General features: G+C 36.0%; 28 protein-coding genes and 1 tRNA gene. 25 read left to right on the forward strand and 4 right to left on the reverse strand.

Translation table 11 applies throughout. From position 1 onward, the window contains the following. Window positions 1-637 precede the first annotated feature (637 nt). The 10 genes from AOM43_RS00005 to AOM43_RS14045 all read left to right on the forward strand — a co-directional run bounded on the left by AOM43_RS00005 (window position 638) and on the right by AOM43_RS14045 (window position 7,989). Window positions 638-1,603: an alpha/beta hydrolase gene (locus AOM43_RS00005; RefSeq protein ID WP_006342661.1), complete on the forward strand. Its 966-nt coding sequence runs from the start codon at window positions 638-640 to the stop codon at window positions 1,601-1,603. A 112-nt stretch (window positions 1,604-1,715) separates the two neighbouring features. Continuing rightward, a tRNA-Ile gene (locus AOM43_RS00010) sits at window positions 1,716-1,789 on the forward strand. Between the two features lie 194 nt (window positions 1,790-1,983). Further along, window positions 1,984-3,087: a tyrosine-type recombinase/integrase gene (locus AOM43_RS00015; protein ID WP_013925410.1), complete on the forward strand. Its 1,104-nt coding sequence runs from the start codon at window positions 1,984-1,986 to the stop codon at window positions 3,085-3,087. 132 nt (window positions 3,088-3,219) lie between these two features. After that, window positions 3,220-3,966 (forward strand): hypothetical protein, encoded by a 747-nt coding sequence (locus tag AOM43_RS00020; protein WP_226987323.1) that lies wholly within the window; start codon window positions 3,220-3,222, stop codon window positions 3,964-3,966. Window positions 3,967-4,004: 38 nt separating this feature from the next. Continuing rightward, window positions 4,005-4,484 carry a hypothetical protein gene (locus AOM43_RS00025; RefSeq protein WP_006342658.1) on the forward strand — a complete coding sequence of 160 codons (480 nt, stop codon included), beginning with the start codon at window positions 4,005-4,007 and terminating at the stop codon, window positions 4,482-4,484. A 281-nt stretch (window positions 4,485-4,765) separates the two neighbouring features. Next, entirely contained in the window at window positions 4,766-4,975 is a 210-nt protein-coding gene (locus AOM43_RS00030) for a hypothetical protein (protein ID WP_013925408.1), read from the forward strand. Window positions 4,976-5,044: 69 nt separating this feature from the next. Then, window positions 5,045-5,182: a hypothetical protein gene (locus tag AOM43_RS13475; protein WP_006342657.1), complete on the forward strand. Its 138-nt coding sequence runs from the start codon at window positions 5,045-5,047 to the stop codon at window positions 5,180-5,182. After that, on the forward strand, window positions 5,172-7,061 hold the full coding sequence (locus tag AOM43_RS00035; RefSeq protein WP_059358572.1) for a DNA primase family protein: 1,890 nt from the start codon (window positions 5,172-5,174) through the stop codon (window positions 7,059-7,061). The genes AOM43_RS13475 and AOM43_RS00035 overlap by 11 nt, the downstream gene beginning before the upstream one ends. A 72-nt stretch (window positions 7,062-7,133) precedes the next feature. Beyond that, on the forward strand, window positions 7,134-7,787 hold the full coding sequence (locus AOM43_RS00040; RefSeq protein WP_006342654.1) for a hypothetical protein: 654 nt from the start codon (window positions 7,134-7,136) through the stop codon (window positions 7,785-7,787). After that, window positions 7,774-7,989 (forward strand): HGGxSTG domain-containing protein, encoded by a 216-nt coding sequence (locus AOM43_RS14045; RefSeq protein WP_013925406.1) that lies wholly within the window; start codon window positions 7,774-7,776, stop codon window positions 7,987-7,989. Before AOM43_RS00040 ends, AOM43_RS14045 begins: the two co-directional genes overlap by 14 nt. A 157-nt stretch (window positions 7,990-8,146) precedes the next feature. Here AOM43_RS14045 and AOM43_RS00050 read toward each other — a convergent pair whose 3' ends face one another. Continuing rightward, the gene (locus tag AOM43_RS00050) at window positions 8,147-8,593 is read right to left on the reverse strand and encodes a hypothetical protein (RefSeq protein WP_006342652.1); all 447 of its coding nucleotides are present in this window, start codon (window positions 8,591-8,593) and stop codon (window positions 8,147-8,149) included. 218 nt (window positions 8,594-8,811) lie between these two features. On the opposite strand from AOM43_RS00050, the gene AOM43_RS00055 reads away from it, so the two are divergent. After that, window positions 8,812-9,066, forward strand: a complete 255-nt coding sequence (locus tag AOM43_RS00055; protein ID WP_006342651.1) for a helix-turn-helix domain-containing protein — start codon at window positions 8,812-8,814, stop codon at window positions 9,064-9,066. 12 nt (window positions 9,067-9,078) lie between these two features. Here AOM43_RS00055 and AOM43_RS00060 read toward each other — a convergent pair whose 3' ends face one another. Beyond that, complete coding sequence (locus tag AOM43_RS00060) at window positions 9,079-10,698, reverse strand: hypothetical protein (protein WP_006342650.1); 1,620 nt, start codon at window positions 10,696-10,698, stop codon at window positions 9,079-9,081. A 69-nt stretch (window positions 10,699-10,767) separates the two neighbouring features. Beyond that, the gene (locus tag AOM43_RS00065) at window positions 10,768-10,965 is read right to left on the reverse strand and encodes a hypothetical protein (RefSeq protein ID WP_006342649.1); all 198 of its coding nucleotides are present in this window, start codon (window positions 10,963-10,965) and stop codon (window positions 10,768-10,770) included. A gap of 148 nt (window positions 10,966-11,113) precedes the next feature. On the opposite strand from AOM43_RS00065, the gene AOM43_RS00070 reads away from it, so the two are divergent. From AOM43_RS00070 to AOM43_RS00080, 4 genes are read left to right on the forward strand one after another with little or no spacing between them, the layout of a single operon-like run. Continuing rightward, window positions 11,114-12,121 (forward strand): DUF2167 domain-containing protein, encoded by a 1,008-nt coding sequence (locus AOM43_RS00070; RefSeq protein WP_013925404.1) that lies wholly within the window; start codon window positions 11,114-11,116, stop codon window positions 12,119-12,121. After that, a complete protein-coding gene (locus AOM43_RS13480) occupies window positions 12,118-12,258 on the forward strand; it encodes a hypothetical protein (RefSeq protein WP_006342647.1) in 141 nt (46 codons plus the stop codon). The genes AOM43_RS00070 and AOM43_RS13480 overlap by 4 nt, the downstream gene beginning before the upstream one ends. Continuing rightward, the gene (locus tag AOM43_RS00075) at window positions 12,251-12,805 is read left to right on the forward strand and encodes a hypothetical protein (RefSeq protein ID WP_006342646.1); all 555 of its coding nucleotides are present in this window, start codon (window positions 12,251-12,253) and stop codon (window positions 12,803-12,805) included. Before AOM43_RS13480 ends, AOM43_RS00075 begins: the two co-directional genes overlap by 8 nt. Beyond that, on the forward strand, window positions 12,802-13,539 hold the full coding sequence (locus AOM43_RS00080) for a hypothetical protein (RefSeq protein ID WP_059358574.1): 738 nt from the start codon (window positions 12,802-12,804) through the stop codon (window positions 13,537-13,539). The genes AOM43_RS00075 and AOM43_RS00080 overlap by 4 nt, the downstream gene beginning before the upstream one ends. Before the next feature lie 276 nt (window positions 13,540-13,815). Here AOM43_RS00080 and AOM43_RS00085 read toward each other — a convergent pair whose 3' ends face one another. Beyond that, window positions 13,816-14,496 (reverse strand): hypothetical protein, encoded by a 681-nt coding sequence (locus tag AOM43_RS00085; protein WP_006342643.1) that lies wholly within the window; start codon window positions 14,494-14,496, stop codon window positions 13,816-13,818. A 613-nt stretch (window positions 14,497-15,109) separates the two neighbouring features. On the opposite strand from AOM43_RS00085, the gene AOM43_RS00090 reads away from it, so the two are divergent. The 10 genes from AOM43_RS00090 (at window position 15,110) to AOM43_RS00115 (ending at window position 20,338) form a co-directional block, all read left to right on the forward strand. Further along, window positions 15,110-15,391, forward strand: coding sequence for a hypothetical protein (locus AOM43_RS00090; RefSeq protein ID WP_006342642.1), 282 nt, complete (start codon window positions 15,110-15,112; stop codon window positions 15,389-15,391). 10 nt (window positions 15,392-15,401) lie between these two features. Then, on the forward strand, window positions 15,402-15,548 hold the full coding sequence (locus AOM43_RS13360) for a hypothetical protein (RefSeq protein ID WP_006342641.1): 147 nt from the start codon (window positions 15,402-15,404) through the stop codon (window positions 15,546-15,548). Window position 15,549: 1 nt separating this feature from the next. Next, entirely contained in the window at window positions 15,550-15,798 is a 249-nt protein-coding gene (locus AOM43_RS00095; RefSeq protein WP_013925402.1) for a tyrosine-type recombinase/integrase, read from the forward strand. 59 nt (window positions 15,799-15,857) lie between these two features. Further along, a complete protein-coding gene (locus AOM43_RS13365; RefSeq protein WP_006342639.1) occupies window positions 15,858-15,998 on the forward strand; it encodes a hypothetical protein in 141 nt (46 codons plus the stop codon). Window positions 15,999-16,082: 84 nt separating this feature from the next. Beyond that, window positions 16,083-16,391: a hypothetical protein gene (locus AOM43_RS12880; RefSeq protein WP_226987324.1), complete on the forward strand. Its 309-nt coding sequence runs from the start codon at window positions 16,083-16,085 to the stop codon at window positions 16,389-16,391. A gap of 26 nt (window positions 16,392-16,417) precedes the next feature. Then, a complete protein-coding gene (locus AOM43_RS12885; protein ID WP_226987325.1) occupies window positions 16,418-16,882 on the forward strand; it encodes a phosphotransferase in 465 nt (154 codons plus the stop codon). Window positions 16,883-17,077: 195 nt separating this feature from the next. Continuing rightward, window positions 17,078-17,461: a hypothetical protein gene (locus AOM43_RS00105; RefSeq protein WP_226987326.1), complete on the forward strand. Its 384-nt coding sequence runs from the start codon at window positions 17,078-17,080 to the stop codon at window positions 17,459-17,461. A gap of 312 nt (window positions 17,462-17,773) precedes the next feature. Further along, window positions 17,774-17,995 carry a hypothetical protein gene (locus AOM43_RS00110; protein WP_006342635.1) on the forward strand — a complete coding sequence of 74 codons (222 nt, stop codon included), beginning with the start codon at window positions 17,774-17,776 and terminating at the stop codon, window positions 17,993-17,995. Between the two features lie 200 nt (window positions 17,996-18,195). Then, complete coding sequence (locus tag AOM43_RS13450) at window positions 18,196-18,360, forward strand: hypothetical protein (protein WP_162531521.1); 165 nt, start codon at window positions 18,196-18,198, stop codon at window positions 18,358-18,360. A 106-nt stretch (window positions 18,361-18,466) separates the two neighbouring features. Further along, entirely contained in the window at window positions 18,467-20,338 is a 1,872-nt protein-coding gene (locus AOM43_RS00115; RefSeq protein WP_059358576.1) for a hypothetical protein, read from the forward strand. The last annotated feature ends 28 nt before the right edge of the window (window positions 20,339-20,366 follow it).

The following is a 20,366-nucleotide window of genomic DNA, read 5'->3' on the forward strand; positions in this document are numbered from 1 at the left end:
CGCCGCCAAGTCTTTTTTTATTCCATCCTTTGATGGACTATCTTTCAAACCCTAATAACTCTCGTTGTTAGGGTTTTTTTGTTTTACCGATTTTCTAATGCTCATCCTGTGCATATACAATCTTACCGGGATAAAACTTCTCAAGAAGTTTTTGAGGATTCTCCAGAAAAAAGTATGCACCCTTTTTAATTTAACTCGCTCTTTTTTTATTCCATTAAAGGCATAAATTATGAAGATGATCTATCGAATCGCTCTATATCCTATCACCGTTTGCTTCTATTCTTTCACGTAGATAAACCCATCGAGTAATTTTTTCGTAATAAATCTCCATGTCGTTAAGGATGAAAAAATATTTCGTCTCCCTGAATGTTAACCAGAAAAAAGTGCAATACCACCTGCAGGTTTATTTTATAAAGGGAATGATCCTATTTTGTGAGAATGACGGCGAAGATCTTTCGCTTTTTACGCATCTTTTTCGCCAATATCTATACAGAAGGATCGTGACCTCCAAGGCTATTTTTCTGTATCGATGATTTTCATCGCCTCTCATCAAGTATCTTTTTTTTTATTTTTATTGTTTTCAAAAAAAACATTTTTCTTTATATCCAACATGTAATAGCAAACTATCGAGGATAAAATGAAAACAGCAGAAGCATTAGTATTAGAACAAGAAACACAAAAATTTATCGATGAGCTCAATTCAAAAAATGCTCCTCCCATTTATACACTTCCAGTCCAAGAGGCACGCAAAATTTTAGAAAATTTGCAAGCCGGCAAAGTGGAAAAGCTTCCAGTAGATATTGAAGATTTAACTATTCCTGTGGGACCGGAAGGGGAAGTCTCTATACGTATTATACGACCAAAAAATAACAAACAAAAGTTACCCGTTATCATGTATCACCATGGTGGAGGTTGGATTTTAGGAAGCAAAGACACGCACGATCGTTTAGTACGAGAGCTTGCAAATGGAGCGCAGGCTGCTGTTGTGTTTATAAATTTTACACCATCACCAGAAGCTAAATTCCCTAAGCCTGTCGAAGAAGCCTATGCGGCTCTCCAGTACATCAGCGAAAATGGGAGCAAATATAACCTCAATCCAAATCATCTAGTTGTTGCAGGTGATAGTGTGGGCGGAAATATGGCGATTGCGATGACATTGCTTGCGAAAGAAAGAGGCGGCCCTAAAATTGATGCTCAGGTACTATTTTATCCGGTAACTGATGCAGGTATGGATACACAATCCTATCACAAATACGCTGAAGGTCCTTGGTTGACAAAAGCTGCCATGGAATGGTTTTGGAATGCGTATGAACCAAATGTTTCTAATCGAAAAAAAATCACAGTTTCTCCACTTCAAGCGAGCATTGATCAGCTGAAAGGATTACCTGAGGCATTGATCATGACAGATGAAAATGATGTATTACGTGATGAAGGGGAAGCATATGCCCACAAGTTAATGCAAGCAGGTGTTGATGTTACATCCATTCGTTTCTTGGGGACATGCCATGATTTTGCTTTGCTTAATCCTTTAGCTAATACTCCAGCGACTCGTGGAGCCATTGAGGCTGCGATACAGTATTTACGAAAAGTTTTCGCTCATTAATTTGCCTTTTAAAGAGCTGCTTTCTGAATGGGAGCAGCTCTTTTTCATTTAATAACATTACAAAATGTCTTGCTTTTTCTCTGCAAACTTGCTAAATTGTGTTTTTTTCAATGGGGCAATAGCTCAGTCGGTTAGAGCAGCGGACTCATAACCCGCTGGTCGCTGGTTCAAGTCCAGCTTGCCCCACTTTTTATAACTTGTTGAGTAACAGTGCTTAAGGTTTATGATGATTACACTCAATCATTAAAAACCCAAGCCACAAAATGGGTCGTGGCACACAGGTGGCACAGTCTGACCCTATACACCTCAGCAAATCACAGCAATTATCATCACAGTGATCTTGTCACTGCTCACGCTAACCATCAAAATGGAGCATGAGCATGGCCGAAGGCATTCAAAAAAGAATCAGCAAAAAAAACGTCGTAAGTTACAGGGTTCAGATTAGAGAAAGTGATGGGTTTCCACCAAAATCTAAGACCTTTCCTACTCTTCAGGAAGCAAAAGACTGGCAAAAACAGGAAAAAGCACGTAGACGGCAAGGATACGGTTCCTCTGATCTAATGACTGGTAAAAAGACTCTTATAGATCTTATTGATCGCTATGAAACGATTATCCTTCCTACCAAACCAAAAGATGCGAGAAATATGAAACGTCATCTCGATTGGTGGCGCAATAAAATTGGCAAATACGGACTCACAAAAATTTCATCGGATCTCATAGCTCAGTGTAGGCAAGAATTAGCTGAAGGTGTGACTTCAAAGAAAACTAAACGCTCTCATGCTACAGTCAATCGCTATTTGGCTACTTTATCTACGGTATTCACATATGGAATTAATGAATGTGGGTGGATTACTGATAATCCATGCCGACGAGTTTCAAAGTTTACAGAGTCAAAAGGACGCGATAGAATCGTAGCTGAGAATGAATTTACACGCTTATTTGAAGAATGCAAAAACAGCCGAAACGAACACTTGTTACCTGTTGTTGTGTTAGCAGTAACTACAGGCATGAGACGTGGTGAAATTTTAGGGCTAACTTGGGACTGTATTAATCTTGATAGACAAACAATAATCTTAAAGGAAACCAAAAATGGAAAACAACGCACGGTTTCTATAGTAGGAGAAGCTTTAGAACTGCTTCGCTCTCATTATCAAAAAAGAAATCCCAATACACCTTATGTCTTTCCAGCAAAGAAACGATTTGGAAAAATCTGTATAAGAAAGGCTTGGGATGAGGCTTTAAAACGTGCTGGGATTCAAAATCTGAGGATACATGATCTTCGACATACCTTTTGCACATATGCCTCCGAGACTGGTGCTTCAATTTTGGAATTGGCAGCAGCAATGGGGCACCAAACTTTACAAATGGTCAACCGTTATACTCATATGAATCAAAAGAAAATCACACATCAACTTTCTTCATCTGTAAATGAACGGATTTTTAAGGATATCAATGGCACAGACAAAACATCAAAAACTAGCTAGAGAATTATTGCTTCTTGCTCAAAAATCTCGCAAAAAGAACTTCTCTATACAACTTGAGTTGCCTACACTCAATCAAGTAGTAATAGGTATTATACAAACAATATTTTGATGTGTTTAAAGCCATTGAAAACCATGGTTAAAGCATACCATTATGCTTTCTTCCATTTTAAAACAAACCCTACAGAATTTGAAATTCTGAAATTGAAGTGTCGAGGGGGCTTTATTGAGATAGTAGAAAGGAAATATCTTGAGAAGTCTCCTGTTAAACTGATTAAGAGATTTATCGCGTGGAATACCTTGATAAGCCGTTTAGAAGAAGATTTAACAATCTCACTAGATTATCCTTTATTGGATTTATGTAATCTTCCTATTGAACGAAAGCATTTCGATAAAATAAAGAAGGAATGGATGCAAAATTCTTTAATCTACCAAACTCAAACTATCGCAAGATATGAAAAGCAAAAACCCTTCATTCAAGCAGAGTATGCAAAGCAAAAAAAGCAAATGAGTGATAACTTATTGAAAAAAGATGCTCTATCAATTTGGGAAGATTCTAAACAAAAATTCCAAGCACCTCTTTCTGAAAAATCTGATCTTAATGTTGTTTTTGAGGTCGCTATCAACCCACGTAATTTGGATTCAGTTAGCTTTGTTCCGTTGGAAGGAGATTCGATAGGCATTGCCTATGAAAAGGTGATGAATTCAATCCGCACTAGAAAGGATCAACATCGTTTTGCCTTACGCAAAATCTATAAGGAAGAACTAGAAAAGGTTATTTTTAAAGATGTTATCATAAATAAGTCATTCAGAAAATTGCCTTTAATACCCCTGAGGGAAATTTCTCGAAAAAACCACTTAAAAAACAAACAACAAAGTTAGGAAGATGGGAAACCAGTCAAGTCATTGACTATCAAACAATGAATTCTCTCTTCAATTACTTCTACAGGACTTTCATTTTAGACCCAGCAAATCTAAAAGCTGGTGATACTACCGTTATCATCTTAATTCGGATCTGGATAGCAACGCTAGATAGAGGCGAATCCGTAAGTACCAATGATATTCTTAAAATTACATCTCTAGACATCAATTTTCAAGACAGAATCTTGACGTTAAGAAAAGAAAGTTTTCCAATTCCTCATTGGATGTTTCTCTTACTAAGATGTTATTGCTCGGAGAAAAAACAAACTCGTGCTCACCGCATCTTCAAAAGCCTTGATATCCATGGAAAGTCGCTCGAAAGAGCTTTTCATGAAGCTTCTTATACTTTATTAGGACCAGGAATTACACCTATATTGCCTGAAGCAATGACATATCTCCCTCATGGTTATCTTGAAGGCCGCATTCCTATATCAGAGCTTAACGATATGAGAAAGGTTGAGCCCTTAATCAGACCCTAGAAGCTTCTAAGACTACTTTCTGAAAGAAAAGTTAGATTGATTCTTTTTTCGCTTTTCCAATGGCTCTATTTCACCTTTTGAGAATATCGTTTAGCATTCCTTTTTACAATTCTACCCACTTAATTGATAATCAATGATTTATTGAATTAAACAAGTCTTTAATTAGGTTTTTTTGTCTAACACAAGAACCCACGTCTCGTTCCGTAAATTCGATATTCTGCTGAGATATGGTCAATTGAATTGAGTAAATAAATCATGATCACATCAAAAGGAGATTAGGTATGGCTGAGAATAAGCGAGACGAAAGCTACTGCACCATTAAGCAGATAGCTAATGACCCAACTTTTTGTTTTACAGTTCCTATGCTTAGGTATTACGTCCTTCATGCTCATCGTAATGGTCTATCCAAAGCTATACGTCGAGTAGGTCGTAAAGTTTTAATTCGCCGAGATCAGTTTATAGAGTGGCTTGAAAAACAAACACGTCGATGAACATACATCCGTATAAAACACAAAGCCCTTGGAGATCGCAACTCCAGGGCTTTTAACAAGGTAAACATTATGAATGATAATATATCAAATAAGACAGTAAAGCCAGAAAATCCTTTAGTCAAAACAGATTTCAAATTCGAAGGCTTATCTTTCGAAAGTAATAGTGATTTTGAAGTGGGTATTGAAGGAGGTATTTATGAAGGATAGCAGTCAAATTATAGATTCTCTTCAAAAGCAATCGGACGATTTAGATCGTTTTGTGCTATTCAAATTTCAAAGTTCATTAGGAAAAGGGATTAAAAATCGCATTAAGTCAAATGGATGCCTTTGGAATGATGTATTTCGCGCTTGGATAGCTCCTATTAAAGACAAAAAAGCAGTAGAATCTATTTTTCGGGAAAATAACATTAGTTACGAAATCAAAGAAATATCAGCGCCAAACAGCATAATTCCAAAAGATGCTAAAACGGCTAACCTTCAAACATGTTCAGAAATACTACTTAGAAAAATCTTTGATGAGGAAAGGGAGTTGCTTGCAGATGTCTATCAATATGATTCATCACTTCGACCGGAAGATTTTAAAAATCCACCTTCAATAGAAGAAAAAACTGAAGTGCAAATTCAATTGGAGAATGATTTTCATAGACGATTTCTTGATTTGGAAAAACAAAAAGAAAAGCAAAAATCCATCAATAATATCATTTCAGATCAAAGTGAAAAAATTTTATGTCATGATGCACCTGTAAATACCGCTAAATTTCTTATTAAAGATTCTTTCTCGCATCAAGAAGAGAGAACTATTCAATTTTGCTCAAATTCTTTTTGGTTATGGAAAGGTACTCATTATGTTGAAATTGATCCAAACAAAATTAGACAAATCACGTATAAATTTTTAGAAGATGCAAAAGTATTTAAGAATACTTGTTTAAAGAACTTTAATCCAAATCAAAATAAAGTAACTCAAATTATCGATGCTTTAAGGGCCGAGTGTTTTTTTGAGCACCATCCAGCAAATGGTACTATCTGGATTGATGGACGACAGATTCCAAATTCAAGGTACGTCATTTCCTTTCCGAACGGTATTTTTTCCATTGAGGACTGGTTAAAAGATGAGAAAATTGCCCTTATCCCTCCTACCCCTTCTCTCCTAAATACAAGTTGCTTGGATTTTAACTTTGATCCTAACGCTACCGAACCCAAAGAATGGTTGAAATTTTTGGAATCTTTATGGTCAGAAGATATAGAAAGTCAAAACGCAATTCAAGAATGGATGGGATATCTTCTTACACAGGACACAAAACATCAAAAAATTTTGTTAATAGTTGGACCTCCTAGAACAGGCAAGGGAACGATAGCTCGTATTTTAGAAACCTTACTGGGAGCTTCTAATGTAGCTGGGCCGACACTTGGCAGTCTTAATACTGAATTTGGACTTCAACCCCTTTTAAACAAAACATTAATTATTATTTCAGATATACGCTTAGAAAGCATGAAAAGTTGTAGCACAACTGTAGAAAGACTTCTAAGTATTAGTGGGGAGGATTTATTAACTATAAATCGTAAGCATCAAATTCCCGTAACAGTTCGACTCCCAGCCAAAATCATTATGATGAGTAATGAACTCCCTGATTTAACTGATTCGAGCGGAGCTCTTGCCAATCGATATCTCGTCTTAAATCTTAAAACGAGTTGGCTACATCGTGAAGATACAGGTTTATTAGAAAGGCTAAAAATGGAGCTGTCAGGAATTTTGCTATGGGCTTTAAAAGGTCTTAAGCGATTAAACGAAAATGGACATTTCATTCAACCAAAAGCTTCTCTTGAGACCATAGAAGAACTAAAAGAATTAAGTAGTCCTATTATGGTTTTTGTAGATGAAGTTTGTAACTTTGAACCAAAGGCGTGCACTTCTATCAAAAGTCTATTCATTGCATGGAACCAATGGTGCACGTCAAATGGATACAAAAAAGGTACTACACAATCTTTTGGAAAATCTTTCAAAGCCGCTTTTCCAGAAATTAAAAAAAGAAGACTATCTTTTGAAGAAGGTAAGAGAGAATGGTGCTACATAGGAATTACTCTTTAAGACTTTGTGATTCATGTCCTCGGACGTGCGCGGACATAAAGCAAAATTAAATTCATGAAATAGGAGTGGTATATGGATAAAAAAATTATGCCTCAAATAGCAAGTGAGCGCAACTTAACAGCTGAAGAAAAAAAGACTATTAGTATCTCGAAAAGAAAAAAACAAAAGCCTGAATCGATTTTTTGCTCTTCTGAGTGCGAAGACAAGGTTTTAGATATAGTTTTTGATAAAAATTTACCACATAATGATGCTGTCGATTTGTTTGAAGCACGTCTCACAAGTGCAACAGGTCATTTAGACCGCAATTTAGGCATCCGCTTACTTGTAAAAGGCACTGAAGCTCTACCTAAAGAAAACCATGTGAATATAGCGGAGTCTCTAGATGAATTTGCAAAGGCTATGCAAGTATTTTCTCCTGAAGACGAATATGAAGGTCAATTAATAGCACAATTAATAGTTCTTCATGAAAATGCATTGGAATTTTTGAATCGCGCCTCTCGTACAGACAGGATCGATTTTACAAATATTTATCTCAATGGAGCTTCTAAACTTCTAGCAAGGCATCATGAAACTTTAGATATGCTTCTTAAATATAGGAGAAAAGGAGAACAGCGTGTCTCTGTGGAACACGTTCATGTGTACAATGGGGGCAAAGCTATTGTAGGAAATGTGGACTCAGGGGGGGTAAATACAAAATTTGAGGAGGGTCCCCATGCAAAGGTGTAAAGCGAAATCAAAACGAAGTGGAAAACAGTGTAAAAACTATGCTATAAAAAATTGCGGTGTATGCCGGATGCATGGAGCAAAGGGCGGCCCAAAAACAAAAGCAGGCATTATCAAATGTACGATAATGCCTTTTAAGCATGGGTTGTACAGCAAAGAGGTACAAGAAGAAATTCGATCTTTGAAAAAGTTGATTGTGAAGTGACTTAAAATCTACTATCTTTCATAGAAAATTCTTATCACTCTTATTGCAATCAACACTAAAATCATGCAGTAAATAAAAGTCATTAAAACTTCCTGAAATAAGTCATTTTAAATAAGAAAAAATAATGGAAACTTCCCTAGTAGGCAACGAACAAGAATTAAGCATTCCCTTCTACTGCCTTGCCTTCCGAATCTATAAATATGCTTGCATTCCAATGTTCATCTGTCTCAGAGATGCTATCAAGATTATACTCCCAACCTCTAATTGGTAATACGATTTCTCTTTGATTTGTTAGCATTCTAGATGATAAATATTGAATAGCCTCGTTCAACATATCCTTAAGATTGCAGATTTCATTTTCATTATTTTCAGTGAGTGAATCTTCGTATACTTTCTCTCTTTTAACAAAAAATTTTATTGCGTCAATTAAAGCCTCTTCTTTTGTTATTCCTTTACCAACAGCTTTTCCTAATTCGTTATCTTCTAATAAAGACTTATCGAAAACGTTTGCATACACTACAATCCAGTCTTCATTCGTAACTTCATTTTTGACGCAAGCGATGCCACAGCAATCATTAAAATTTTCGATATTCCCCAACTTCATAACTATTGTCCTTATTTTTTTTTAACACCTCTATTATTCAAAATTTAATTTGTTGGTGTTTACAAATTTCATTACATCAAATGCCCCAGCTTCACCTCAGAGCATTTTGATCTGATAATGTCACAGTTTTCCATTTAATGCTACTTAAAGTCTGTCTACTTACAGTCTGTCGACTCAGATAAGGCATAAGCGTACTCTTAAATTATTTTAGGAGTGCAATGGAAGAGATCATATCAAAGCGGGATCGCGAAAAAATTAAGATTGGCTTTGGGGAGCTTGTTCGGCAAAAACGCCAAGCTCTTGGCATTTCTCAAGAAGAACTAGCCTTTAGGAGTGGTCTCCATCGAACCTATGTAGGAAGTGTAGAAAGAGGTGAAAGGAATCTATCAATTGAAAATGTTTTTATCTTAGCAAAGGCACTTGAATGCCATCCGCGCGATCTTATACCAAATCTAGCCCAAAAAAATAGTTAGTATTATTTTTTTTCAGAGGCAGATGGAATCCAAAATTGACGATGCGTTTTCTGCTGGAGGTACTATTGATTGCTTGTTACCAAGCTTATCGATATATGCAAATGAATTGTTTTCATAAACCATGCTTTTAGGCAGGACTTTTTCCTTCATGTATTTTTGATCTACCATGGTAGCGTTTTGATCCAATAGAGGTTTTAAATCAACATACAAAAGTATTCTCGTTTTCTCTATGAGATCGTCCATCCAAGAGTTTGTTCGAAAGCTGTTTGACACTAAACGAATAGCTAAATACTCTAGATAAGATTTTAAAGTTATTGGATAAAGTTTTTGCTTCAAATTTTTTGCGATTTTTTCCCATATATTTTTTTCAAATTCCGCTAGATATTCAACAGATTGTTCTGCTCCAAATTCCAATCCATCGAATAAAGTTATTACAGTATGATATGTGATTGAACTGTTTTCAATGAAAGATAGGCTTTCAAAAGCTTTAGAAAGAGAATTGGCAAATATAGAGTTCACTATCGAAGGATGACTATCTCCAGCATCAAAAAAAATATCTTTTTCTTTAATCGCTTTGTATTTAGTTAAAAAATGCGCGATTAGATGTAATCCCATACGCTCTTCAATCAAAACGTGAGTTACATTGATTCCTTGTTTTTCATGGGCACCGATTTTAAGACATAAATTTCGGAATAATTCATTGAGATTTCGTAAACCATTCTTAATCAAGTGAGAGTGAATGCTAAATGATTTTTTATAGTTCTCAATAAGCTTCTCTAGCACCTCAATAAATACTTTAACTCTAATAGATTTAAATTCTTCTTTGTCTATATAGCCAAGTTGATAGTCATTCAATAAATCAAAATTTTCTAATATATTTGGGAAATCAAATACCTTATAAATACAGCTAGAAAGCGATAACCCACTCAACTCTAGGTGTCGATATAAAAAAGATTGATCATCCAGTAATAGTTTTTGAGTAATTTTAGGCATGCAAACAATCAAATCGCTTGCATTCAGTTTGTATTTTTCGAGGCATTCAAAAAAGAAAATAAGAGCATCGAGTCTTTTTGTAGTTAGTATCTCAACAATATTCTCCTCACTCAAAACTTCATTTGTCATAAATCTTGCTGATTCTGAAGTTATTTTGTCGTCACTCTTAATAGATATGCAAACGGCTTCAAAATTAATCATAAATAAATTGAATGCAGCTTGAATGCTATCTTCTGAACCTTTTGAAATTTCTCTAACTAATTCTTTATGAAAGGCATCTTTGATTGAAGGTTTATAAATTTTGTTTTTGAGTGAGAGTACTAACATAGAAGCAGGAGAAGCTATAAACATTAGATAAGCAAAAATATCATAATATACTGGGTTTCTAGTTAAAAGTTTAAATCCACCTCCAAGAATTAAAGCCTTAACTAACATTATAAATAATCCTACTCCACTAAAAATCCAAATCAATTTTTCCTGTATACCCCCTCTTATTCTTAAAACAAGTGCCCAAAGTGTAGTGCGGAATTGATATACTAAACCAATAAGACCAGCGGCTGCTAAGGCTCCGCCTAAATCCAAAAAATTTTGAAATTCCGCCGGTGACTCAGCATAATTATGATAGACTATATCAAGCATTGAAATATTTTTAATTTTTTGAGTTAATGATTAGAATTTTTTTCCTAGAATTTGGTCGCACGAAAAACATTAGTCTTTGATAGAAATGGATAAAGCAATTTCTTTGTCATAAAGAAGTTTGATTCCTTCACAAAAAAGAGCGGATTTGTCCGTTTTTTTACGGTCTCGCAATCGCTTTATAAATAGCTCATTCAAAAGGCTTTCTTCTTCTTCAGTCATATAAACAGTCGTTCGTGCTTTTTTAGGTACAGTATCTTTTGTCTGCATAGTCGTTACCTCTGAATTCTTAAATTTTGAATGACTATCATCAATATTCAAAAAAAAGTCAAATCATTAAAGCATTAAGTCATTTAGACTCCTTGACTTTTAACCTTTTCTTTCTTAAACTACTCATTCCTTTTTAAGGAGTTATGGAATGATCAGGATTTTAATAACCTATTTTCTAATGTTTATCCCCTTCTATCTTGTATCTGCTGAAGTTAATATAGTTTCCGCGAATATCGAATGTGAGACTAATCAAGAAGAACTATTGGGAAATAATGCGATAGAAAATCTTCGAGCATTAACTACTGTTTATGCTGGGTTGACCGCGGATGAAAAAGAAGATTTTTTATCAGAGTTAGGACTAACAGAGGAAGTTTTTAAAAGTCTTGGGGCCTGGTCCAGACTAGACTGGAAAACCAAAGGAAAACACCCATTGCCGTTATCGAATTCAACAATATCAATTCCAAGTGGTTATGCTCTTGTTACTGGAAGAGATGCTGTCGCGGTTTATACAATTGAGGGAGAACCCGCTAATGAATGCTTAGAAGCATTCGTTTGTGAGAGTGATAATTTCGATAACTCCGTGGTCTTTCAAAACATTAAAACAGGTTATATTTCGATTGATGACTGGAAGGAAATAAATCCTAAAGAGCTTCTTGAAGGAATTATACAAAATACAGAAGAAGATAATAAAGAACGTAGAAAACGAGGATCGGCTGAATTACACGTTATAGGTTGGATTCAAGAGCCAACTTTAGACCAGCATACAAACACAGTTTATTGGGCGATTGAAGCTGATTCTGGAGATGATGAAAATCTTGTAAATTCGGTAGCAATTAGACTTGGGCGAGAAGGTTACGAAAAGATCACATGGATAACTTCTCGATCTTCTTATGTTCCTTTTGGTGGTCACTTAGATACGATGCTCCGCGCACATAGTTTTGATCCAGGATATCGTTATAATGATTTTAGAACTGGTGACAAGCTGGCAGGCTATGGTATTGCCACTTTAGTCGCTGCTACTGTCGGGGGAAAAGTGGTGAAAGCCGGAGGTATTGCGGTACTTCTCAAAAAATTTGGCGGTTTGCTTTTTGCAGGTATTGCTGCAGTTTTCTACAAATTTAAAAATCTTTTTAGACGAAATAAGGATGCTTCATGAACGAGGTAATAATATTAATTGGATGCATTTTAGCTGTTGTTTGGATTGCATGGATTGCTGTAAAAAAAATCGTTTACGGTCTTTTTTATGCAGCTACGAAAGCCATTGAAAATGCAAAAAGGAAAGACCATGAATAGTGAACCTCAAGGATTTGAAATAAATACACCTACACAACAAAAGAAATATTGGTCGGGAAATCTTAGGATCGTTTCTGATCTTATGTGGTGTATTTTAATATCTTTGCTGCTTATGTGGTCAAGCCAATCTCATCATGCCAGTCAACCATCGACAATCCCTAATTCTTCTCAAATAGGGCAATATATAGAAGAGTCAAGTCAATCTGGAGATTATTTAAAACCTCGCAGTTCTGCTGAGGAAATTTCCCATCAAATTTCTTCCCTTGTTGGAAGGGTCGTAGGATGTTTTTTTATTTTCTTCTTTTGGTCTTGGAATCGAGAACATCTTAAGTGCAGGTCAGCAAGAATAACTATTCATTTTCTTTGCTGGACTATGTTTACCATCGCTCTCATTACTCTGGCTTTTTTGGGCTTGTATTTTCCTAGATCACTAAGAGAGTATACTGGCTGGTATGTCTTAATCCTAACGATTGTTTGGAGTGCCTTCATTATAAGAAAATATAAAGCGATAATGTGGCCAAATACAAAGCAAGTTAACTTAAAATGAACAACAAAGATCTTAATTTTAAAGAACGTATCCCTTATGAAGTAGACTTTCAATATCTTAATACTCAAGTCGATTTCTTCCTAACAACTCCTGATGCAGAAAATAGGAAAGAACAGTTTTACAACATAATCGAATTTTTTAAGGACAAAAAATTTGTAGACCCTTCAGATGCATCCTTCATGAGGTCATTTCGAGTCAAATGTGAGAATTTTCAATATACCGTTGAATGCAATAACCTTATTGCTCGCCAAATTCTATCTGTACTACTCAATCTACAAGATAAAGGGGAAGCTATTTACCACTCATGGTATTTGTATGATTACGATAGATGTAATGAAATGCCGCAGTTTATCCATAGCTTTTTTATTGCGGGCTCTCATAGAATCGTTTTAGAAAATGTAAGAATTTCCTCATCTTGGATGGACGAGTGTGATTCAAATGTTTTGATTGAATCATCTGTAGCTAATTGTCCGGATTCATCTCTCCCTCTTTGGTCTAATATGGAAGCGGATTTGAAAGCAGAGACCACGTGGTATTATCAGAAATTTTACCAAGAGACAATATTTGGCCAACTCCAGTCTCTTAAGAAAAAGCCTAAATCAAAAAAAATGCTGATTCCTATAGCAAATCAACATCCATCTGATGATCATGCCTCCTTACTCTGTTCAATTGATAAAAGTCTTAAATGGCTTATTTGTATAACAGTAATCCTCTTGTTAAAAATATTTTTCTAAAGCTTTGTTTGAATCACGACACATCTGTGGCATACAAAAGCCCTATTGCATTCGCAAATCTCAATACATCAATTAAATTCTTAGAAGATAAGTTATCATTGCTATAAGAAAACTATGGCTCTCTACCACTCAGGGATTGCTTCTCAAACCCATGAAGACAAAAATAGATTTGAGAAGCAGCTTGAAAAGATTATTAAACGATATTGGCTAATAAATATGACATTTGCAGCCGACATGCTTGTGATTGAACAAGAATTCTGTACTATTTAGCTCATGTCAGGACTGCTCAGTCATTTTGTCAGCTTGCTTGGCCAACCCCAAAACATGATGAACCATGAAAGCATCAATCAACGACAAAGCGTAATTCTTGCTGATTGGTATCATTTCATTGGTTAACATATTATCAACATAATCTTCAGCATTCCAAAGCTTAAGAGTTATTCCCGGATTGCTAGGGATCATCCGCCATAGGACGGCTTCAAAAACGCGGTTTGCTGATTCGATAAATTCTGCACGATCCTGCTCGCTTAAAGGAAGGGATATGATTTGTATATCCTCTTTAGGCTTGGATACCAATTGAGATTTTTTGTTTTTTTCTATTCCAAAAGTTACTTTATAATCGTGCTTATATGCCGACAACCTTGCTTCAGCGTCAAAATTTATTCCATAATCATGCTCAATCTCGGAAATGTATTTTTTCCAATGTTGAACAGGAATTTTATCTTTGTTATCGAAAAGCAATTTTGCAAGTTCTAGCTCTGGTGTAGAAGCCTTTAATAAATCTCCCCATTTACCAAATCCAGCCATACAGGCAATAATATGTTGAGCTTTCATTAAGCTAAAACCATTCTCGCTGTAGTGATAGTCTGTGAGAATGTCATTGAAGGAAGGTGTTTTGGTTTTATAATCTCTGAAAAGATTTTTTGCTTGCCGTTTGAAATATGCAATCTGTGACATGATATATCCTTGTTATGACCAAGCTTATCATCCAGATATTTCGCGTTCGTAAGCTATGACTAGATAATAAGCTTGGTATAAGGTTATATCTTTTATTGGTTGATGAAATCTTTGCACGAACGAGCAGGCTAACCAACAAGCACAGTCACATCATAGCGTCAGATATTGCTTAAAAGCAATTTAAATTCATTAAAGTACCGGATTTTTCACAAATAACTAAAGAATGCAATGAATAAGACATTTCATGGCACATGTGTGGCACACAAACACCCTATTTGCATTCGCAAATCTCAACACATATCAATTGAACTTTTGGCAGCTATCATGTTATAGTATTGTCGTGAGCAGTGAATAACTGCTGTGAAGTGAGGGAACTCTGCGGACTCATAACCCGCTGGTCGCTGGTTCAAGTCCAGCTTGCCCCACTTTTTCCTTTTCGGCTTAACATGTTAGTTTAGAGTCACTTTAGTGGCTGTTTTGCTGTTAAATTTCAGCAAACCAAAACCCTTAAATTTTCCTTATGGGGCAAATTTGGGCCACTGGCAAACAACAAGAGCCGACAATTCACAATAACGTCAATGGCGACAACTAATCCAACAAAAAGGATTAGACTGTGCAAGGCATCGAAAAGCGCATCAATAAAGACGGCTCTTTTACCTATCGAGCCAGAATTCGTATCAAAGGCAACCCTTCAGCAAGCGAATCATTCACTTCCCTAGCTTTTGCCAAAAAATGGAAGCGCGATACCGAGTCAGCCATTGAGCATGGACGCTTTCAATTTTCCTCTTTAGCTAAAAAGCATAAATTGGCAGAATTGATCGACCGTTACATTGAAAGCATACTGTCAACCAAGCCCAAAAACGCAAGAAATGTGAAGCAACATCTATTGTGGTGAAAGTGCGAGCTTGGCCATTGCTAGCCTTTCGCATGCCTTTTCAATTGCCATTAAGGAATGGAATTGGATGGATGAAAATCCGGTTTGCAAAATCAATAAGCCTAAGTTGCCACAAGGACGTAGTCATTTCCTAGATGAATTTGAAAAGAATACTTAAAGTGTGTAAGCTAAGTGATTCGACTTATCTTTTTGTAATTGTCGTATTAGCTCTCTCTACAGGGATGCGAAAAGGGCGAAATATTAAATCTAAAATGGAAGATATCGATTTTCAAAGAAATTTAATTATTATTCAAACGACCAAAAATGGAGCGGTAAGGATGGCTCTTTTGGTAGGCTTGTCATACGAACTCTTAAAAAATCTCGATTCAAATGGGAAAAGTAATCTTGTTTTTCCATCAATAGGGTAATCCTAGCTTATTACCGGCATGAACGAATCGTACAAGATATTGTAGAGTATGGCCAAGCGTTGCTTTTGACATCCGGCGGAGGAGAAGACAGGCTAGAAATGTATAAAGACTTTATGGACATGTTTGAAGCAAATGGAGTGGTAGATATAGTATTCAAAACGGATGAGGAATTAGCTTTAGGGGTGGAAAAAAATGGATAATCTCGCTGATTTGTATCGTTGAAAGCTCAATCTTTCTAATGCTGTTTTTACATATATCGATCATGAAGATGCCGGGTGGCTGCAGTGTTTAAAATCTCGCAGCCTGGAAGGCCCAATCTGATTTTAAAAGTTTGTTCCCGAAAAGAAGACTTTTTAAGAGGGTCATACTTCTTAAGCTATTTTGTAAACAAGATTCCTGTGCCGAAGATCATCCAACTCATAGAACCTGAAATAGGACTGGATGCGGCTGTTTTGATGGAATGCGTACAGGGCGATCTTCTTAAATCAGAAGCCATCACTAAAGATCTGGCCCAGGTAGTCGGCTCGCTCCTCGCCAGCATCCATCTGGAGCATGCGGAAGGCTGTGGAGACCTGACAGATCGACTAGTTTGAGCGATGATCCTCGAATCCCTTTTACAATGAAATTCGAAGAAGGTCTTGAAGAATGCAAAGACCATCTTCCTGAAAGCCTGCTCGAAGTATGTAGAAAACACTTTGATAAAGACATCAATCTTCTTGCGTTGGCTGATGGTTCTTGTGTTATACACCGCGATTTTCGCCCGGGCAATCTCATCGCTTCTAATGGGAAAATGCCAGGGATTATCGACTGGTCCTCCGGTAGAGGAGGGGTCGCCGAAGATGATTTTTGTCCTTTGGAATTAGGTGAGTGGCCTGCAGCTTATAAAACCTCCTTCATAGAAGGATACGCATCTATCCGAAAAGTTCCTGATTATAAGCAGATAATGCCACTTTTACGCTTAAATAGAGCGGTTGCTGCAGTTGGCTTCACAGTCAAAAGAGGAACTTGGAAATCTAAAAATTCAAAGCTTTATCAATTTAATCTCCGCTATCTCGAATCTCTTGCAGCAGGAAAAGGAGTGTGACATTTGCCCCAAGGAATTTCAAAGCCGCATTACTCGTTACTAATGCCTAATTGAGGATAATAGAGTCTATGGAATCAAAATTGCCCATTTCAAAAGAAAAACTTACTTTCAGAGAAGTATGGATCGGGGGGGGGATCTAAACAAGAATTACTCCAAAATTTGAAGGATAATAAAATAGAGATAAATGAATATGGATTGCAGATTATTAATCACAAGGGTTTTATAATTAATCCCACTAAAGAGAAATTACAGACAGTTGAAATTTCCCTTGCTGATTTAGGATTCTTAAATGGAGCTACCACTCAAGAAGTTTATCAACGAGCTCAACAATTCGGTCTTAACCTTTGTCCGTCTGAACTCGCAGTTCATATGCGTTTACAATATATTGATTTTAGCCAACAAATTGATCCAATTGTCGGCCACTGGCAAAATATCGCCATGAAAGAACTTTCTGATGATCTTGATTTTCCAAGAGGATTCTATCTGCGTCGACGAGAAGATGGATTCTGGATACGTGGATATAGATCAAGCCCCGAGCATTTATGGAGTTCCAGTGATCGGTTTGTTTTCATGTGCTGATAACACATTATAAACCATACTCTTCATTGAGTTTCTAATATATGTTGTTCAAAACATGCAGGTTAAATGATTTATTTTAATGATTAGGTATACTGAAATCACAAATTGTCGGCAAAAAGCTAACCAAAAGTGAAAATGATGTACTAGATTGTTACCATAAGATCATTTTTCATTGGTAACAAGTAAACAGACTAGGATGCATAAAATGAATTTTTTGACTAATCTCCAAAAAATTAATCTGGTTACGCTTCTGGGGGCAAATGGAGCCCCTCTTTCATTTGATCAGGTACTGATAAATTTAGCAGTGCTTTGATGCATGCGCCTCTACAGCCACTCGTTCAAACGCTTGCGGAAATTAGTAGCATTCTTTATGAAGAGCCTTCAGATGAAGTAGAAAGAAATTTACGCGAAAAATTTTGTTCTGATCATGCTATTGCATGTGTTTGCCCGGAAGATAGTGCAGGAATTGTCCATTTCTTATTCCATTATTGGCAATCCTTGGTCTACTACCCCCCAATCCTATCTTTTCATTGAAGTGGTCGCGAATAGGACGCTGAGCCAGGTACTTTTATAAGATTAACTATCCTGACAAATTCTCTTTGGAGTCCTAGTTGAGTACGACTTTGAATTGCAATGCTTTTTCGAGATATGATCAAAAGTTGTGTATGAGGTGAAAAAAAGAGAGCGCATCCTTAAAATGTTTTTTACGACAAAAACTAAATGGGAGTGCGCTCATGGAAGATTTTCGCTTTTCTTCAGAAAAAATGCCATCAACAAATGAACAAAATAATCCTCTCGAAATTTCGCTTTTTTATGGATATGTTTCTCGCCATATGCTTAGAAAACTTCTATTTTATGAGCAAGACCCAACTTCCTTAAATGAACCGCTTAAATATTGAAGTTGATTTAATCTCTTTAAATAAATGTTTAAACAACTATTGATGGTTATATTTATACGTGGTACAATCTTTTTTAAACTTTTTTAATATTAAAAGGACGTAAACAATGCCTTGTTTTAAAATTATTAAGGATCCTAGTGAAATTACACTTGATAATAAGTGGATTGTTTCCACAAAATTTGAGAGCAAAGATAGGCTTGTTGACTACAAGGGACGTCAATATCGGATCATTGAAAAAAGAGAACGAACTTTCTCAACTCCAGAGCGTATAGGAAGAGGTTCCCTCGGGACCTTAGCTGTTGTTTGCACCTTATGTCTAGCTCTATTCTCAAAGTCTGTGAGAAATCTATTCACAAAGCCTAAAACAAATGTGCGCTTTGGTATTCTTGAAGAGCAAGCTAAATTTAAAGTCGAAGAAAAGCAAACTAAATTTAAAGTTGAACAGGGTAAACTTGTTTACATAAAGCCGGAGCTTCTTTTTGGTGGAACTAAAATTTCGGGAGAACAGGAGTTGAATTTTGCCCTTGTTAAGACGGGTGGCAAACAAGAATTGGTTGCTGTCACAGGTGATGGTAAGGAATACAGAACATACGAAGGCTCAGCTTTTGAAGCGCTTTTAAAGTTAGCTCAAGATAAAAATCCCATCATGCATCGGCACTTTGGATCACCTATTGGTTATTTCTTAAAACATCCAAATAATTCAATTATCAATGAAGCGGAATTTTTAGAATTTATTTTAGAAAAAGATCAGACAGGGACCCCTAGAATTTGTACTTTAAATTCTGATAGCACCTTAGAAGTGCTAAATATCATTAAAGAAAAGAACATCCCAATAAATTTAAACGATAAGACTTCAGAAGGTGAGACTTTATTTACTTTATGGGCTGGAAAAGGTGATCCAGAAATTACAGAATTAATGCTTGAATTAGATTCTTCTGTAATTGAACAAACCCGGGGACAAATAAAGTCGGCATTTGTGGAAGCAGCTTTAAATGCGTCTAAAGAAGAAGCAGATATTCTAATAAGTGCGATGGATAAGAAAAATATTATCCTATCTCCCGAAGAAGAATGGATCAAAAGAGCTTTCAAAAATGACTGCGAGTTTTCTGAAGAAGCATTTACTCAACTGGATCAAGAATTAAAAATAAAAGTTTTCTTCGTGGCGAATGCGTTTGCTAACGAAGATATAGTCAAAAAACTAAAGCCTCTTGGAATGGGTGAAGCACCGCTGTTTTGGCCTGGTCCCCATATCCTTGCCCGTAATATGGATATAATTACGGCAAGGAATGTAATAGATGGCTTTCTTAAAGGATTGAGAAAAGATGGCTTACTACTTACAGCAGAGGAGTTTAGTAAATTAGATAAAAACAAATACATTAGCAAAATAGATCAAATTGGGCGCATTCAAGGAAAAAATTTCATAGAAAAACTCATTAAAGAGAATGGATTAAAACATATTAAAGTTCCTAGAAAAATTGTTGTTGTCAATGAAGGTCTTCAAAATATTTCATTCCATATTGTTAATAGTTTAGAACTTATACCAAAAAGGGATCAGTTAACGATATACGCTGAATGTGTCAAATCTGTTGATCGAAAAATATCATTAGAAGAAGCAATTGAGTTTATGATTATCCTGGAAAAAACAGGTTATAAGGACTTTTATGGAGAGAACTTCTTTTTGGCTGAAGATGGCATTTACTTTATCGATACTGAATATAAGGACTTTTCTCCAAGGCAACCTCAATTTAGCTTTATTAAAGCTATAACAAATACAAATTTAATGGACCCTAAAGATGCTGAAACATTCTTAGCTGAATATCAAAAACGCAAAGAAGCTTATGATAAAGAAAAAGAATTACGTAGAGCTCAGTTGAAGGAGTACCGTTTGGCTTTTAAAAACCCGTATAAAAGGTTAGCCACAGGATATTCGAATTCGGGACATGAGTTTGCTTTTCAATTAAATTCATTATTGACGTAATGAAACTTCGTAGGAGAAAGTGATTATG

This window comes from Parachlamydia acanthamoebae (genome assembly GCF_000875975.1).
Taxonomy (GTDB): Bacteria; Chlamydiota; Chlamydiia; order Chlamydiales; family Parachlamydiaceae; genus Parachlamydia; species Parachlamydia acanthamoebae.